The 15,833-nt window shown below is 51.3% G+C and carries 9 protein-coding genes, 2 tRNA genes and 3 rRNA genes; 2 read left to right on the top strand and 12 right to left on the bottom strand.

Features of this window, described 5'->3' with window-relative positions:
* Positions 1 to 5: 5 nt before the first annotated feature.
* The 5 genes from HUZ68_RS23370 to HUZ68_RS23350 all read right to left on the bottom strand — a co-directional run bounded on the left by HUZ68_RS23370 (position 6) and on the right by HUZ68_RS23350 (position 5,145).
* A tRNA-Asp gene (locus HUZ68_RS23370) sits at positions 6 to 82 on the bottom strand.
* A gap of 54 nt (positions 83 to 136) precedes the next feature.
* Positions 137 to 252, bottom strand: a 5S ribosomal RNA gene (rrf, locus tag HUZ68_RS23365).
* Positions 253 to 346: 94 nt separating this feature from the next.
* Positions 347 to 3,249 (bottom strand): 23S ribosomal RNA (locus tag HUZ68_RS23360).
* A gap of 193 nt (positions 3,250 to 3,442) precedes the next feature.
* Positions 3,443 to 3,518: transfer RNA gene (locus tag HUZ68_RS23355), tRNA-Glu, on the bottom strand.
* Positions 3,519 to 3,603: 85 nt separating this feature from the next.
* A 16S ribosomal RNA gene (locus HUZ68_RS23350) occupies positions 3,604 to 5,145 on the bottom strand.
* The 16S, 23S and 5S rRNA genes sit together here with 2 tRNA genes alongside, the layout of an rRNA operon.
* 480 nt (positions 5,146 to 5,625) lie before the next feature.
* On the opposite strand from HUZ68_RS23350, the gene HUZ68_RS23345 reads away from it, so the two are divergent.
* The gene (locus HUZ68_RS23345; RefSeq protein WP_001131179.1) at positions 5,626 to 6,318 is read left to right on the top strand and encodes a FadR/GntR family transcriptional regulator; all 693 of its coding nucleotides are present in this window, start codon (positions 5,626 to 5,628) and stop codon (positions 6,316 to 6,318) included.
* Positions 6,319 to 6,340: 22 nt separating this feature from the next.
* Complete coding sequence (gene mdtD / locus HUZ68_RS23340; protein WP_001280852.1) at positions 6,341 to 7,768, top strand: multidrug transporter subunit MdtD; 1,428 nt, start codon at positions 6,341 to 6,343, stop codon at positions 7,766 to 7,768.
* Here mdtD and rbsR read toward each other — a convergent pair.
* From rbsR to kup, 7 genes are all read right to left on the bottom strand, one after another.
* Positions 7,734 to 8,726 carry a ribose operon transcriptional repressor RbsR gene (gene rbsR, locus HUZ68_RS23335; RefSeq protein ID WP_000224470.1) on the bottom strand — a complete coding sequence of 331 codons (993 nt, stop codon included), beginning with the start codon at positions 8,724 to 8,726 and terminating at the stop codon, positions 7,734 to 7,736. The genes mdtD and rbsR overlap by 35 nt on opposite strands.
* A gap of 3 nt (positions 8,727 to 8,729) precedes the next feature.
* On the bottom strand, positions 8,730 to 9,659 hold the full coding sequence (gene rbsK, locus HUZ68_RS23330) for a ribokinase (RefSeq protein WP_001300603.1): 930 nt from the start codon (positions 9,657 to 9,659) through the stop codon (positions 8,730 to 8,732).
* A gap of 125 nt (positions 9,660 to 9,784) precedes the next feature.
* Positions 9,785 to 10,675 (bottom strand): ribose ABC transporter substrate-binding protein RbsB, encoded by an 891-nt coding sequence (gene rbsB / locus HUZ68_RS23325; protein WP_001056273.1) that lies wholly within the window; start codon positions 10,673 to 10,675, stop codon positions 9,785 to 9,787.
* A gap of 24 nt (positions 10,676 to 10,699) precedes the next feature.
* Entirely contained in the window at positions 10,700 to 11,665 is a 966-nt protein-coding gene (gene rbsC, locus HUZ68_RS23320) for a ribose ABC transporter permease (RefSeq protein WP_000211852.1), read from the bottom strand.
* A 4-nt stretch (positions 11,666 to 11,669) separates the two neighbouring features.
* Positions 11,670 to 13,175 carry a ribose ABC transporter ATP-binding protein RbsA gene (gene rbsA, locus HUZ68_RS23315; RefSeq protein WP_000387770.1) on the bottom strand — a complete coding sequence of 502 codons (1,506 nt, stop codon included), beginning with the start codon at positions 13,173 to 13,175 and terminating at the stop codon, positions 11,670 to 11,672.
* A 7-nt stretch (positions 13,176 to 13,182) separates the two neighbouring features.
* Positions 13,183 to 13,602 carry a D-ribose pyranase gene (rbsD, locus tag HUZ68_RS23310; protein WP_001301979.1) on the bottom strand — a complete coding sequence of 140 codons (420 nt, stop codon included), beginning with the start codon at positions 13,600 to 13,602 and terminating at the stop codon, positions 13,183 to 13,185.
* A 166-nt stretch (positions 13,603 to 13,768) separates the two neighbouring features.
* The gene (gene kup, locus HUZ68_RS23305) at positions 13,769 to 15,637 is read right to left on the bottom strand and encodes a low affinity potassium transporter Kup (protein ID WP_000102319.1); all 1,869 of its coding nucleotides are present in this window, start codon (positions 15,635 to 15,637) and stop codon (positions 13,769 to 13,771) included.
* Positions 15,638 to 15,833: the final 196 nt, after the last annotated feature.

The raw sequence follows: 15,833 nt of genomic DNA, 5'->3' as shown, positions 1-15,833 counted from the left end.
TAGGGTGGCGGAACGGACGGGACTCGAACCCGCGACCCCCTGCGTGACAGGCAGGTATTCTAACCGACTGAACTACCGCTCCACCGAATTCTTTTACAACCACCGGTTTTATGACCGGCTTACTGCTTAATTTGATGCCTGGCAGTTCCCTACTCTCGCATGGGGAGACCCCACACTACCATTGGCGCTACGGCGTTTCACTTCTGAGTTCGGCATGGGGTCAGGTGGGACCACCGCGCTACGGCCGCCAGGCAAATTCTGTTTCATCAGACCGCTTCTGCGTTCTGATTTAATCTGTATCAGGCTGAAAATCTTCTCTCATCCGCCAAAACATCTTCGGCGTTGTAAGGTTAAGCCTCACGGTTCATTAGTACCGGTTAGCTCAACGCATCGCTGCGCTTACACACCCGGCCTATCAACGTCGTCGTCTTCAACGTTCCTTCAGGACCCTTAAAGGGTCAGGGAGAACTCATCTCGGGGCAAGTTTCGTGCTTAGATGCTTTCAGCACTTATCTCTTCCGCATTTAGCTACCGGGCAGTGCCATTGGCATGACAACCCGAACACCAGTGATGCGTCCACTCCGGTCCTCTCGTACTAGGAGCAGCCCCCCTCAGTTCTCCAGCGCCCACGGCAGATAGGGACCGAACTGTCTCACGACGTTCTAAACCCAGCTCGCGTACCACTTTAAATGGCGAACAGCCATACCCTTGGGACCTACTTCAGCCCCAGGATGTGATGAGCCGACATCGAGGTGCCAAACACCGCCGTCGATATGAACTCTTGGGCGGTATCAGCCTGTTATCCCCGGAGTACCTTTTATCCGTTGAGCGATGGCCCTTCCATTCAGAACCACCGGATCACTATGACCTGCTTTCGCACCTGCTCGCGCCGTCACGCTCGCAGTCAAGCTGGCTTATGCCATTGCACTAACCTCCTGATGTCCGACCAGGATTAGCCAACCTTCGTGCTCCTCCGTTACTCTTTAGGAGGAGACCGCCCCAGTCAAACTACCCACCAGACACTGTCCGCAACCCGGATCACGGGTCAACGTTAGAACATCAAACATTAAAGGGTGGTATTTCAAGGTCGGCTCCATGCAGACTGGCGTCCACACTTCTAAGCCTCCCACCTATCCTACACATCAAGGCTCAATGTTCAGTGTCAAGCTATAGTAAAGGTTCACGGGGTCTTTCCGTCTTGCCGCGGGTACACTGCATCTTCACAGCGAGTTCAATTTCACTGAGTCTCGGGTGGAGACAGCCTGGCCATCATTACGCCATTCGTGCAGGTCGGAACTTACCCGACAAGGAATTTCGCTACCTTAGGACCGTTATAGTTACGGCCGCCGTTTACCGGGGCTTCGATCAAGAGCTTCGCTTGCGCTGACCCCATCAATTAACCTTCCGGCACCGGGCAGGCGTCACACCGTATACGTCCACTTTCGTGTTTGCACAGTGCTGTGTTTTTAATAAACAGTTGCAGCCAGCTGGTATCTTCGACTGATTTCAGCTCCATCCGCGAGGGACTTCACCTACATATCAGCGTGCCTTCTCCCGAAGTTACGGCACCATTTTGCCTAGTTCCTTCACCCGAGTTCTCTCAAGCGCCTTGGTATTCTCTACCTGACCACCTGTGTCGGTTTGGGGTACGATTTGATGTTACCTGATGCTTAGAGGCTTTTCCTGGAAGCAGGGCATTTGTTGCTTCAGCACCGTAGTGCCTCGTCATCACGCCTCAGCCTTGATTTTCCGGATTTGCCTGGAAAACCAGCCTACACGCTTAAACCGGGACAACCGTCGCCCGGCCAACATAGCCTTCTCCGTCCCCCCTTCGCAGTAACACCAAGTACAGGAATATTAACCTGTTTCCCATCGACTACGCCTTTCGGCCTCGCCTTAGGGGTCGACTCACCCTGCCCCGATTAACGTTGGACAGGAACCCTTGGTCTTCCGGCGAGCGGGCTTTTCACCCGCTTTATCGTTACTTATGTCAGCATTCGCACTTCTGATACCTCCAGCATACCTCACAGTACACCTTCACAGGCTTACAGAACGCTCCCCTACCCAACAACACATAGTGTCGCTGCCGCAGCTTCGGTGCATGGTTTAGCCCCGTTACATCTTCCGCGCAGGCCGACTCGACCAGTGAGCTATTACGCTTTCTTTAAATGATGGCTGCTTCTAAGCCAACATCCTGGCTGTCTGGGCCTTCCCACATCGTTTCCCACTTAACCATGACTTTGGGACCTTAGCTGGCGGTCTGGGTTGTTTCCCTCTTCACGACGGACGTTAGCACCCGCCGTGTGTCTCCCGTGATAACATTCTCCGGTATTCGCAGTTTGCATCGGGTTGGTAAGTCGGGATGACCCCCTTGCCGAAACAGTGCTCTACCCCCGGAGATGAATTCACGAGGCGCTACCTAAATAGCTTTCGGGGAGAACCAGCTATCTCCCGGTTTGATTGGCCTTTCACCCCCAGCCACAAGTCATCCGCTAATTTTTCAACATTAGTCGGTTCGGTCCTCCAGTTAGTGTTACCCAACCTTCAACCTGCCCATGGCTAGATCACCGGGTTTCGGGTCTATACCCTGCAACTTAACGCCCAGTTAAGACTCGGTTTCCCTTCGGCTCCCCTATTCGGTTAACCTTGCTACAGAATATAAGTCGCTGACCCATTATACAAAAGGTACGCAGTCACCCCATAAAAGAGGCTCCCACTGCTTGTACGTACACGGTTTCAGGTTCTTTTTCACTCCCCTCGCCGGGGTTCTTTTCGCCTTTCCCTCACGGTACTGGTTCACTATCGGTCAGTCAGGAGTATTTAGCCTTGGAGGATGGTCCCCCCATATTCAGACAGGATACCACGTGTCCCGCCCTACTCATCGAGCTCACAGTATGTGCATTTTTGTGTACGGGGCTGTCACCCTGTATCGCGCGCCTTTCCAGACGCTTCCACTAACACACACACTGATTCAGGCTCTGGGCTCCTCCCCGTTCGCTCGCCGCTACTGGGGGAATCTCGGTTGATTTCTTTTCCTCGGGGTACTTAGATGTTTCAGTTCCCCCGGTTCGCCTCATTAACCTATGGATTCAGTTAATGATAGTGTGTCGAAACACACTGGGTTTCCCCATTCGGAAATCGCCGGTTATAACGGTTCATATCACCTTACCGACGCTTATCGCAGATTAGCACGTCCTTCATCGCCTCTGACTGCCAGGGCATCCACCGTGTACGCTTAGTCGCTTAACCTCACAACCCGAAGATGTTTCTTGCGATTCATCATCGTGTTGCGAAAATTTGAGAGACTCACGAACAACTCTCGTTGTTCAGTGTTTCAATTTTCAGCTTGATCCAGATTTTTAAAGAGCAAATATCTCAAACATCACCCGAAGATGAGTTTTGAGATATTAAGGCAGGTGACTTTCACTCACAAACCAGCAAGTGGCGTCCCCTAGGGGATTCGAACCCCTGTTACCGCCGTGAAAGGGCGGTGTCCTGGGCCTCTAGACGAAGGGGACGTATCAGTCTGCTTCGCAAGACGCCTTGCTTTTCACTTTCTATCAGACAATCTGTGTGAGCACTGCAAAGTACGCTTCTTTAAGGTAAGGAGGTGATCCAACCGCAGGTTCCCCTACGGTTACCTTGTTACGACTTCACCCCAGTCATGAATCACAAAGTGGTAAGCGCCCTCCCGAAGGTTAAGCTACCTACTTCTTTTGCAACCCACTCCCATGGTGTGACGGGCGGTGTGTACAAGGCCCGGGAACGTATTCACCGTGGCATTCTGATCCACGATTACTAGCGATTCCGACTTCATGGAGTCGAGTTGCAGACTCCAATCCGGACTACGACGCACTTTATGAGGTCCGCTTGCTCTCGCGAGGTCGCTTCTCTTTGTATGCGCCATTGTAGCACGTGTGTAGCCCTGGTCGTAAGGGCCATGATGACTTGACGTCATCCCCACCTTCCTCCAGTTTATCACTGGCAGTCTCCTTTGAGTTCCCGGCCGGACCGCTGGCAACAAAGGATAAGGGTTGCGCTCGTTGCGGGACTTAACCCAACATTTCACAACACGAGCTGACGACAGCCATGCAGCACCTGTCTCACAGTTCCCGAAGGCACCAATCCATCTCTGGAAAGTTCTGTGGATGTCAAGACCAGGTAAGGTTCTTCGCGTTGCATCGAATTAAACCACATGCTCCACCGCTTGTGCGGGCCCCCGTCAATTCATTTGAGTTTTAACCTTGCGGCCGTACTCCCCAGGCGGTCGACTTAACGCGTTAGCTCCGGAAGCCACGCCTCAAGGGCACAACCTCCAAGTCGACATCGTTTACGGCGTGGACTACCAGGGTATCTAATCCTGTTTGCTCCCCACGCTTTCGCACCTGAGCGTCAGTCTTCGTCCAGGGGGCCGCCTTCGCCACCGGTATTCCTCCAGATCTCTACGCATTTCACCGCTACACCTGGAATTCTACCCCCCTCTACGAGACTCAAGCTTGCCAGTATCAGATGCAGTTCCCAGGTTGAGCCCGGGGATTTCACATCTGACTTAACAAACCGCCTGCGTGCGCTTTACGCCCAGTAATTCCGATTAACGCTTGCACCCTCCGTATTACCGCGGCTGCTGGCACGGAGTTAGCCGGTGCTTCTTCTGCGGGTAACGTCAATGAGCAAAGGTATTAACTTTACTCCCTTCCTCCCCGCTGAAAGTACTTTACAACCCGAAGGCCTTCTTCATACACGCGGCATGGCTGCATCAGGCTTGCGCCCATTGTGCAATATTCCCCACTGCTGCCTCCCGTAGGAGTCTGGACCGTGTCTCAGTTCCAGTGTGGCTGGTCATCCTCTCAGACCAGCTAGGGATCGTCGCCTAGGTGAGCCGTTACCCCACCTACTAGCTAATCCCATCTGGGCACATCCGATGGCAAGAGGCCCGAAGGTCCCCCTCTTTGGTCTTGCGACGTTATGCGGTATTAGCTACCGTTTCCAGTAGTTATCCCCCTCCATCAGGCAGTTTCCCAGACATTACTCACCCGTCCGCCACTCGTCAGCGAAACAGCAAGCTGTTTCCTGTTACCGTTCGACTTGCATGTGTTAGGCCTGCCGCCAGCGTTCAATCTGAGCCATGATCAAACTCTTCAATTTAAAAGTTTGATGCTCAAAGAATTAAACTTCGTAATGAATTACGTGTTCACTCTTGAGACTTGGTATTCATTTTTCGTCTTGCGACGTTAAGAATCCGTATCTTCGAGTGCCCACACAGATTGTCTGATAAATTGTTAAAGAGCAGTGCCGCTTCGCTTTTTCTCAGCGGCGCGGGGTGTGCATAATACGCTTTCCCGCTACAGAGTCAAGCATTTATTTTTGCTTTCTCTGCCGGAATTCTCAGAAGAACCCCGCTGACCCGGCGGCGTGTTTGCCGTTGTTCCGTGTCAGTGGTGGCGCATTATAGGGAGTTATTCCGGCCTGACAAGAGGAAATTTAAAATAATTTTCTGACCGCGCATTTTTTCAGCAAAAGCCCCGTTAATGTGCCATAAAACAAGCAATTTGCCGTTTTTGCAACCGTAATCACACTTCCTGGTGGCATACTAAGGAGGAATAAAAAGAAAAAGGAAGAGTAGTAATGCCTTTAAGCGCACAACAGTTAGCTGCACAGAAAAACCTTTCGTATGTTCTGGCTGAGAAGCTGGCGCAACGGATCTTAAAAGGTGAATATGAACCCGGCACCATTTTGCCTGGTGAGATTGAGCTGGGCGAGCAATTTGGAGTGAGTCGTACAGCGGTACGCGAAGCAGTCAAAACGTTAACGGCAAAAGGGATGGTTTTACCGCGACCGCGAATTGGTACCCGGGTCATGCCACAATCGAACTGGAATTTTCTTGATCAGGAATTGCTTACCTGGTGGATGACAGAAGAGAACTTTCATCAGGTCATCAATCACTTTCTGGTTATGCGTATCTGTCTGGAGCCACAAGCTTGCCTACTGGCAGCAACGGTTGGCACCGCGGAACAGAAAGCGCATCTCAATACGTTAATGGCCGAAATGGCGGCATTAAAAGAGAACTTTCGCCGTGAACGCTGGATCGAAGTCGATATGGCCTGGCATGAGCATATCTATGAAATGAGCGCCAATCCGTTTTTGACCTCATTCGCCTCGCTATTCCATTCGGTTTATCACACTTACTTCACGTCAATTACCAGCGACACAGTGATAAAGCTGGATCTGCATCAGGCGATTGTCGATGCGATTATCCAAAGCGATGGCGACGCGGCATTTAAAGCTTGTCAGGCGCTGCTACGCTCACCTGATAAGTGATAACCCGATAACAGGACATTGAATGAGCGATAAAAAGAAGCGCAGTATGGCGGGTTTGCCGTGGATCGCGGCGATGGCCTTCTTCATGCAGGCACTTGATGCCACTATTCTGAATACCGCCTTACCCGCAATCGCTCATAGCCTTAATCGTTCTCCTCTCGCGATGCAATCAGCCATCATCAGTTATACGCTGACGGTGGCGATGCTTATTCCGGTAAGCGGATGGCTAGCCGATCGCTTCGGTACGCGTCGCATTTTTACCCTTGCCGTGAGTCTGTTCACATTGGGTTCTCTGGCCTGCGCACTTTCTAATTCGCTACCACAGCTGGTTGTCTTCCGGGTTATTCAGGGGATAGGCGGCGCAATGATGATGCCTGTTGCTCGGCTGGCCTTACTGCGCGCTTATCCTCGTAATGAACTTCTTCCAGTATTGAATTTTGTCGCCATGCCGGGTCTGGTGGGGCCAATTTTAGGCCCCGTTCTTGGCGGCGTGCTGGTCACCTGGGCAACCTGGCACTGGATATTTTTAATCAATATCCCCATAGGTATTGCGGGCCTTCTTTACGCGCGCAAACATATGCCCAATTTCACCACCGCACGACGCAGATTCGATATCACTGGCTTTTTGCTGTTTGGCCTCAGCCTTGTTCTCTTTTCAAGCGGAATAGAGCTATTCGGGGAAAAGATTGTCGCCAGCTGGATTGCCTTGACGGTAATTGTCACCAGCATCGGGTTACTGCTTCTCTATATTCTCCATGCACGACGCACGCCAAACCCATTAATTTCATTAGATTTATTTAAAACCCGCACTTTCTCGATCGGTATCGTAGGCAATATTGCAACCCGTCTGGGGACCGGCTGTGTACCGTTCCTTATGCCATTGATGTTACAGGTAGGATTTGGTTATCAGGCGTTTATTGCCGGCTGTATGATGGCACCGACAGCGTTAGGTTCCATTATTGCAAAATCGATGGTTACCCAAGTCTTACGTCGTCTGGGCTATCGCCATACGTTAGTGGGGATCACGGTGATTATTGGGCTAATGATCGCTCAGTTCTCTTTGCAATCACCGGCAATGGCGATATGGATGCTGATCTTGCCGTTGTTTATATTAGGGATGGCTATGTCGACGCAGTTTACCGCGATGAATACCATCACACTTGCCGATCTGACCGATGACAACGCCAGCAGCGGTAACAGTGTTCTGGCGGTCACGCAGCAACTGTCGATTAGTTTAGGCGTTGCTGTAAGTGCGGCCGTCCTTCGCGTTTATGAAGGGATGGAAGGCACAACGACTGTCGAACAATTCCACTATACGTTTATCACGATGGGCATTATTACTGTTGCTTCAGCAGCAATGTTCATGCTTCTGAAAACAACCGATGGTAATAATTTGATCAAAAGACAGCGTAAATCTAAGCCGAACCGCGTTCCATCAGAATCGGAGTAAGTTGTAATCGTTGTTGCTGAAGAGTTGGCTGGGTTATCCGATGGATGAGTACATCAATCGCCAGCTCCCCCAGTTCATCTTTCGGTTGGTGGATAGTGGTTAATGGTGGCGTCATAAAGCTTGCCAGTTCGATATCGTCATAGCCAATCACCGCGATATCCTGCGGAACCTGTAACTCTGCCTGATATAACGCCTGGTAAACGCCAACAGCCATAGCGTCATTTCCGGTAAAGACGGCCTGAGGACGCAGCGGATGTGATAGCAGTTGGCGCATAGCGTCAAACCCACCGTTAAATTCAAAATCACCAGTGACTTCATAGCCATCAGGAATGTTGAGACCCGCACGTTTCATCGCCGCCCGATAACCTTCCAACCGCAGGCGCGCCGGAGTTTTATCCAGCGGGCCGGTAATACAGGCGATACGGGTATGACCTTTATCGATCAGATATTGCGTTGCTAAGTCTCCGCCCAGCAACGAGTTATCCTGAATAAGATCGCTGTCGCCATCGAACGGAGCCCAGTCCATCATCACGGTAGGCACTGTCGGATAACGTTGCATGATTTCACGCGAAGGCTGATGCGTTTCGGTGCACAGTAACAGCAAGCCATCAACGCGTTTTTGCATCAGCGTTTCCAGATTGCGATTCATCCGCTGTTCATCGCCTTCGGTATTGCAAAGGACAAGACTATAACCGCGTTCGAAGCAGCTGCGTTCAACGCCGCGCACCAGTTCTGAATAGAAAGGATTAGTACTGGCAGTGATCAACATGCCAATGGTATGTGTTTGATTGAGTTTGAGGCTACGCGCCAGAGCTGATGGCGCGTAATTGAGTTCTTTAATCGCCGCTTCAACTTTGGCGGTAATCGCTTCACTGACGAAGCGATCTTTATTGATAACGTGAGAAACTGTTGAGGTAGAAACGCCCGCCAGGCGGGCAACATCTTTCATTGTAGCCAAGCGTCACCTCTGCCTGTCTAAAAATGCGTCGATCTCTTCACGCCACGGTACGGAAGGTTGTGCGCCTTTACGTGTTACGGCAATCGCAGCGGCGGCATGGGCAAAACGAATCGCCTCTGGCAATGGTTTTTCTTCCAGCAACGCCGTGATTAACGCGCCGTTAAAGGTATCTCCGGCAGCAATGGTATCGACAGCCTGCACCCGGAATCCAGGAACGCGCTGACCTTCACCATTCACGCTAGCCCATACACCACGACTTCCTAAAGTAATCAGTACAGTACGGATACCTTTTTCATGCAGTACCTGCGCCGCCTTCGCTGCATCTTCATCATTTTCAACACGAATACCGGTGAGCTTTTCTGCTTCCGTTTCGTTTGGCGTAATAATGTCCACCAGCGCCAGCAGTTCGTCAGGAAGTTCGCGAGCCGGAGCCGGGTTAAGCGCAACGATAGTCTTATTTTGATGGGCGATTTTCGCCGCTGCCATCACACTTTCGAGTGGTGATTCCAGCTGCATTAATAATGCTGACGCGTTGGCAATACGCTCACGTTGCGCTTCCACCAGCGCCGGGGAAAGGGCAGCATTAGCGCCGGCATGAATACCAATGACATTCTCACCTTCGCCATTAACAAAAATCAGCGCCACACCTGTTGATTCGCCTTTGATCACGCTGACCGGAGTAATATCGATGTTATCAGTGGCGAGCTGCTGGCGAACGCTCTCACCAATGCTGTCATCGCCAGTACAGGCAATAAACGCGATATTCGCACCGCTACGCCCAGCAGCCACAGCCTGATTCGCGCCTTTGCCGCCAAATGCAACCTGATAGTGGTTACCGGTTACGGTTTCGCCTGGAGTAGGAAAAGATTGAAGATTAAGAATGTGGTCAGCATTAATGCTGCCAAGAACAACGAGGCTGCCTGCGTTTTGCATATTCGGGATGTCCATAAAATGCGCCACCGTGTTAGGGTGGCGCGTGCCCTGCTTTTCTTTATATTACACGTTCATCTGTCGATGACGTATTTATGTCACCATCAGGTCATACAACCTGATTAAAACTACTGCTTAACAACCAGTTTCAGATCAACCGGATACTTAGCCTGAACTTTCTCGCCTTTCAGCACTTTATCTGCGGTTTCAACGCCTTTCGCGCCAATCTGATCGGGTAGCTGAGCGATAGTCGCTGCTAGTTTGCCATCATTCACCGCTTTTTCGCCATCCGGTGTACCGTCAAATCCGACGACCATCACATCCGATTTACCGGCAGTTTGCAGTGCGCGCAGCGCGCCCAGCGCCATTTCATCATTCTGCGCAAATACAGCCTGAACATCCGGATGAGCGGTCAACAGGTTCTGCATTACGTTCAAACCTTTAGTGCGATCAAAATCTGCTGGCTGGCTGGCAAGAACATTAAACTTGTGAGCAGCAACGGCCTGCTGGAAGCCTTCGCCACGTTCACGGGCTGCGGATGTACCAGCAATGCCTTGCAGCTCGATAACTTTGGCACCTTCACCCGCTTTCTTCGCGATGTAATCACCGGCGATTTTGCCGCCCAGTACGTTATCAGATGCAATGTGGCTCACCACTTCACCTTTCGTTGCCTGGCGGTCAAGAGTGATAACCGGGATGTTCGCCTGGTTAGCCATCTTCACAGCATTACCCACTGCGTCGGAGTCGGTCGGGTTAATCAGCAGAATTTTTGTGCCGCGAACGGTTAAGTCCTGCACGTTCGCCAGCTCTTTCGCCGGGTTGTTCTGGGAGTCCAGCACCACCAGGTTATAGCCAAGTTTATCCGCCTCTTTCTGCGCGCCATCTTTCAGCGATACAAAGAACGGGTTGTTAAGCGTGGAGACCACCAGCGCGATGGTGTCTTTTGCCATCGCATTCGCACTGACGGTGGCGCTTAGCGCAACAGCGGAAACCAGGGTAGCCAGTTTTTTCATGTTCATATTCAAGATGTCCTGTAGTCGTTATTACTGCTTTTTGTTGTCTACCAGCACCGCCAGCAAAATCACCACCGCTTTGACGATCATCTGGTAATAGGAGGAAACACCTAACAAATTCAATCCATTATTAAGGAAGCCAAGAATTAATGCGCCGATCAACGTCCCAACAATGCGACCTTTTCCGCCCGCCAGACTCGTACCGCCCAGAACCACCGCAGCAATAGCATCCAGCTCATAGCCAGTCCCCGCCGTGGGTTGTGCGGAGGAGAGACGCGCCACTTCAATGATCCCGGCCAGCGATGCCAGCAGACCACAAAGAGAATAGACGATGATTTTGATTTTATTGACGTTGATACCAGAAAGACGCGTTGCCGCTTCGTTGCCGCCCAGCGCGTAGATGTAACGCCCCAGACGCGTGTGATGCAGCATGTACCAGGCCGCGAGGAAGACAAACCCCATGATCCAGACTGGCGTCGGTACGCCCAGCGGACGACCAATACCAAACCAGCCAAACAGATCGGCGTTCTCAGTAAAGCCGGTATTCACTGGGCTACCGTTGGTATAAACCATGGTCACGCCGCGCAGTAAAAGCATCATAACCAGCGTAGCGATAAACGCCTGGACGCGACCTTTCGCTACAATCACTCCGGTTACCGCACCAATTGCGGCACCTAACGCGAGAGCGGCAGCGACAGCCACCAGCGCATTGACTTCAATGCCGACGATAGATGCAGCAACTGCGCCGGTTAGCGCCAACAGAGAACCTACCGACAAGTCTATGCCCGACGTCAGGATCACCAGCGTCATCCCGACCGCCATAATGGCGTTCACCGAAGTTTGCTGGAGAATATTGAATAAGTTATTGATGGTGAAAAAGTTCGGACTTAACGTCGAGACAATCGCGATCAGCACCAGCAGAGCGATAAGCGATTTCTGCTCCATCAGCCACGCTTTCGTGAAATAACGGCGACCAGAGACAGTCTGGGTTGTCATTTTTTTACTCCTGATTCACGCGATTAAGCTTGCCCACAGCGGCAGCCATTAACACTTCCTGGGTGGCCTGCTCACGAGTAAATTCCCCGCTGAGATGCCCTTCATGCATGACGATGATGCGATCGCTCATGCCTAATACTTCTGGCATCTCCGATGACACCAGAATGATGCTCAAGCCATCGGCTTTGAACTGGTTAATCAGTTGATAGATCTCTTTTTTCGCGCCGACATCTACGCCACGGGTAGGTTCATCAAGGATCAACACTTTGGGGCGTGTCATCAGACCGCGGGCAATCGCCACTTTTTGCTGATTGCCACCGGAAAGCAGACCAATTGCCTGTTCCATCGACGGAGTTTTCACATTAAACAGACGAATGAAATCACTCACAGCCTGCTGTTCATCGGCATGCTTCAAACTGCCGCCAGCGCGGCTGAAGTAGCGCAGCGCTGTCAGCGACATGTTCTCTTTTACTGACATGCCCAACACTAAACCGTCACGTTTACGGTCTTCGGAGATATACACAATGCCGTTTGCCAGGCCATCCTGCGGTGAACGGGTAACGACTTCATGCCCATCCAGGGTGACGTAACCGCTGGTGCGCGGTAGTGCGCCGTAGAGCACTTTCATCAGTTCGGTACGACCTGCGCCCATCAAACCAGAGACGCCAAGAATTTCGCCTTTGCGTAAAGTAAAAGAGACATCGTTAACGCCAGGTCCGCAGAGATTATCGACTTTCAGGCGGATATCTCCCGGCGCTTTGTCCAGGTGCGGATATTGATCTTCCAGCTTGCGACCCACCATCATCTCAATCAGCGAATCTTCGGTCAGTGATGCCACTTCGCGCTCAGCAATAAATTGCCCATCACGAAAAACGGTAACGTCATCGCAAATCTCGAAGATTTCTTTCATGCGGTGGGAGATATAGACAATACCGCGGCCTTGCGATTTCAGCTCGCGGATGACGCGGAACAGGGATTCGGTTTCGGTATCGGTCAGCGCATCGGTCGGTTCATCCATAATGATGACTTTCGACTCAAAGCTCAGCACTTTGGCGATTTCAACCATTTGCTGGTCACCGATGGAAAGATCGCCCACCAGCTTGTCGCTTTTAAAGCGCAGGTTAAGTTTAGCCAGCAATTTATCCGCTTCGGCATACATGGTTTTCCAGTCAATTTTGCCAAAGCGATTAACAAACTCACGACCGAGGAAAATGTTTTCGGCAATGGTTAACTGCGGGATCAGGTTCAGTTCCTGATGGATAATCCCAATCCCGGCTTCCTGGGAAGATTTCGGCCCGGTAAATGTCGTTTCTTTCCCCAGCCATAAAAGCGTGCCGGCATCGCGAGTATAGATACCAGTAAGCACTTTCATCATGGTGGATTTACCCGCGCCGTTTTCGCCCACCAGCGCCATCACGCGGCCCGGATAGACATTTAACGCAGCGCCCGAGAGGGCTTTTACGCCCGGGAAGGCTTTATCGATGCCTTTAAGCTGAAGTAATGCTTCCATGACGGCCTCAGAACGTCACGCCAGCACAGAGAATGATATTCGCATACGGAGAACATTCTCCGCTGCGAATTACCGCCTGACTTTCTGCGGTTTGTTGTTTGAATTGTTCATGCGTGGTGTAACGAATTTCAATGGTATTTCCCTGGTGTTTTTGCAGCTGCTCAAGGTGAGTGAGCAACGTTTCGTGGAGTTGCGGATTATGGTGTTTGATCTCTTCCGCGATAATGGCAGCCTCGACCTGCATTTCATTTGTGACGACGCCCAGCACCTGCATAAAAGAAGGTACACCCTGGGTTAATGCCATATCGATACGCGTTGTACTTTTGGGGATGGGTAAACCAGCATCACACACCACCAGCGTATCGGTATGTCCCAGACGGGAGATCACCGATGAAATATCAGAATTAAGAACGGTGCCTTTTTTCATTTTTTTCTCCATCAGCGAAACGTTTCGCTGACCCGCAGTTTAATCCTGACTGAGTTGGGAAAACCATCGTGACGTTACGGAAATGTGATCAACCTCGAAACGTTTTACATGGTGATTAACCATGAAAACAAAAACGCCCCCTTATGAAGAAAGGAGGCGTCTGGCGTTAGATTTCGACCTGAGTACCCAGTTCGATAACCCTGTTTGGCGGGATTTCAAATTGATCTGGTGCACGCAGCGCATTACGTTGCAGCAGCAAGTACAGCTTGCCGCGCAGACGCAAATACCACGGGCGTTTGCCGAGGATCAACGACTCATGCGACATAAAGAAGGAGGTTTCCATCATCCGGCAACTTAATCCTTCCAGACCGCAGCGGTGGAAAACTTCTTCCACGTTTGGCGTTTCTCGCCAACCATAACTTGCCACCACGCGCCAGAAAGTGGGCGACAGTTGTTCAATCTGTACCCGACGGACGTTATGGACATATGGCGCGTCTTCGGTGCGCAGAGTTAACAGAATCACCCGCTCATGCAATACCTTGTTATGTTTAAGGTTATGCATCAGCGCAAAGGGAATGACGTTGATTGCACGCGACATATACACCGCGGTCCCGGGCACGCGAACAGGCGGTGATTTCTCCAGCGAAGCAATCATCGCTTCCAGAGAGTTACCATGTTCATGCATCCGCCGCAGCAAGCGGAAACGCTCGCTCTTCCAGGTGGTCATCACGATAAACATCACCGTACCGAGGCTCAATGGCAACCAGCCGCCGGAGAGCAGTTTATCGAGGTTAGCGGTGAACAATGGAATATCGACACAAAGGAAAGCAATCAAGATCAGCGCAACAAAATACTTATTCCAGTGCCAGTTCTGACGTGCCACGGTAGTCGAGAGAATAGACGTCAGCACCATGGTTCCGGTCACCGCAATCCCGTACGCCGCCGCCAGGTTGCTGGAGTGCTCAAAGCTGACAATCACAATCACGACCGCGACATAGAGCATCCAGTTCACAAACGGAATATAGATTTGCCCTGACTCCATTTCGGAGGTGTGAATAATGCGCATCGGCGACAAATATCCCAGACGTACCGCCTGACGCGTCAATGAAAAGACGCCAGAGATAACCGCCTGCGAGGCAATTACCGTCGCCAGTGCGGCGATGATCAGCAGTGGGATCAGCGCCCAGTCCGGTGCCAACAGGAAGAACGGGTTCTTAATCGCTTCCGGGTTCTTTAACAACAACGCTCCCTGACCGAAGTAATTAAGGGTCAAGGAAGGTAATACGACGGTGAACCACGCCAGGCGAATAGGGAACTTACCAAAGTGCCCCATATCAGCATACAGCGCCTCGACCCCCGTAATCGACAGCACCACTGCCCCTAATGCAATAAAAGAAACCGTTTTGTATTCAAGGAAGAAATGCACCGCCCACATCGGATTCAGCGCATGCAGCACTTCCGGGTTAGCAATAATGCTACGTAACCCCAGTCCTGCCAGAATCAAAAACCAGGTCAGCATGATCGGCGCAAACAGCTTACCGACCATAGCCGTGCCATGCTTTTGAATCATAAATAATAAAGTGAGAACGATAATTGAGAGGGGAACTATCCAGGTATCCAGCTGCGGGGCGACGATTTCCAGACCTTCAATGGCTGACATCACCGAAATAGCGGGTGTTATGACGACTTCACCATAGAAAAAGCTGCCGCCGATTAGCCCCATAATCACCAGCATTGATGTAGTTCGCGCCGACGTATTACGCCCGGCAAGCGACATCAACGTCAGGATCCCCCCCTCACCGGCGTTATCTGCCCGCATCACGAAGGTGAGATATTTAATGGAAACCACAAAGATTAGCAGCCAGAAGATCAGCGATAAAAAGCCAAACACGGCATCGCGTTCAACGCCAAAACCAAACTGGCCGGACAAACATTCACGAAGTGTATATAACGGGCTGGTACCAATATCGCCGTAGACAACTCCAATCGCCGCGAGGGTAATCGCGGGCAATGATTGCTTATTATCAGTGCTCATAGACTAGTCTTTCGTTGAAATATGAAATGTGTGCTTAGTCCCTTGGCCCACAAAAAAGCGCACAGTATGCACGATTAACGGCAAAATCGTACTCCTAAATGCGGCCACATTAACCTGGCTCAAAGAAAAATCCCCCCCCTTTGAGACTATTTTAGCCACCAGCAAGAAACGTCTATACTCGCAATTTACGCAGAAC

It is taken from the genome of Shigella dysenteriae, assembly GCF_022354085.1.
Classification (GTDB): domain Bacteria; phylum Pseudomonadota; class Gammaproteobacteria; order Enterobacterales; family Enterobacteriaceae; genus Escherichia; species Escherichia coli.
Note: the sequence above shows the minus strand (reverse complement) of the source record. Positions and strands in the feature narration are given on the sequence as shown.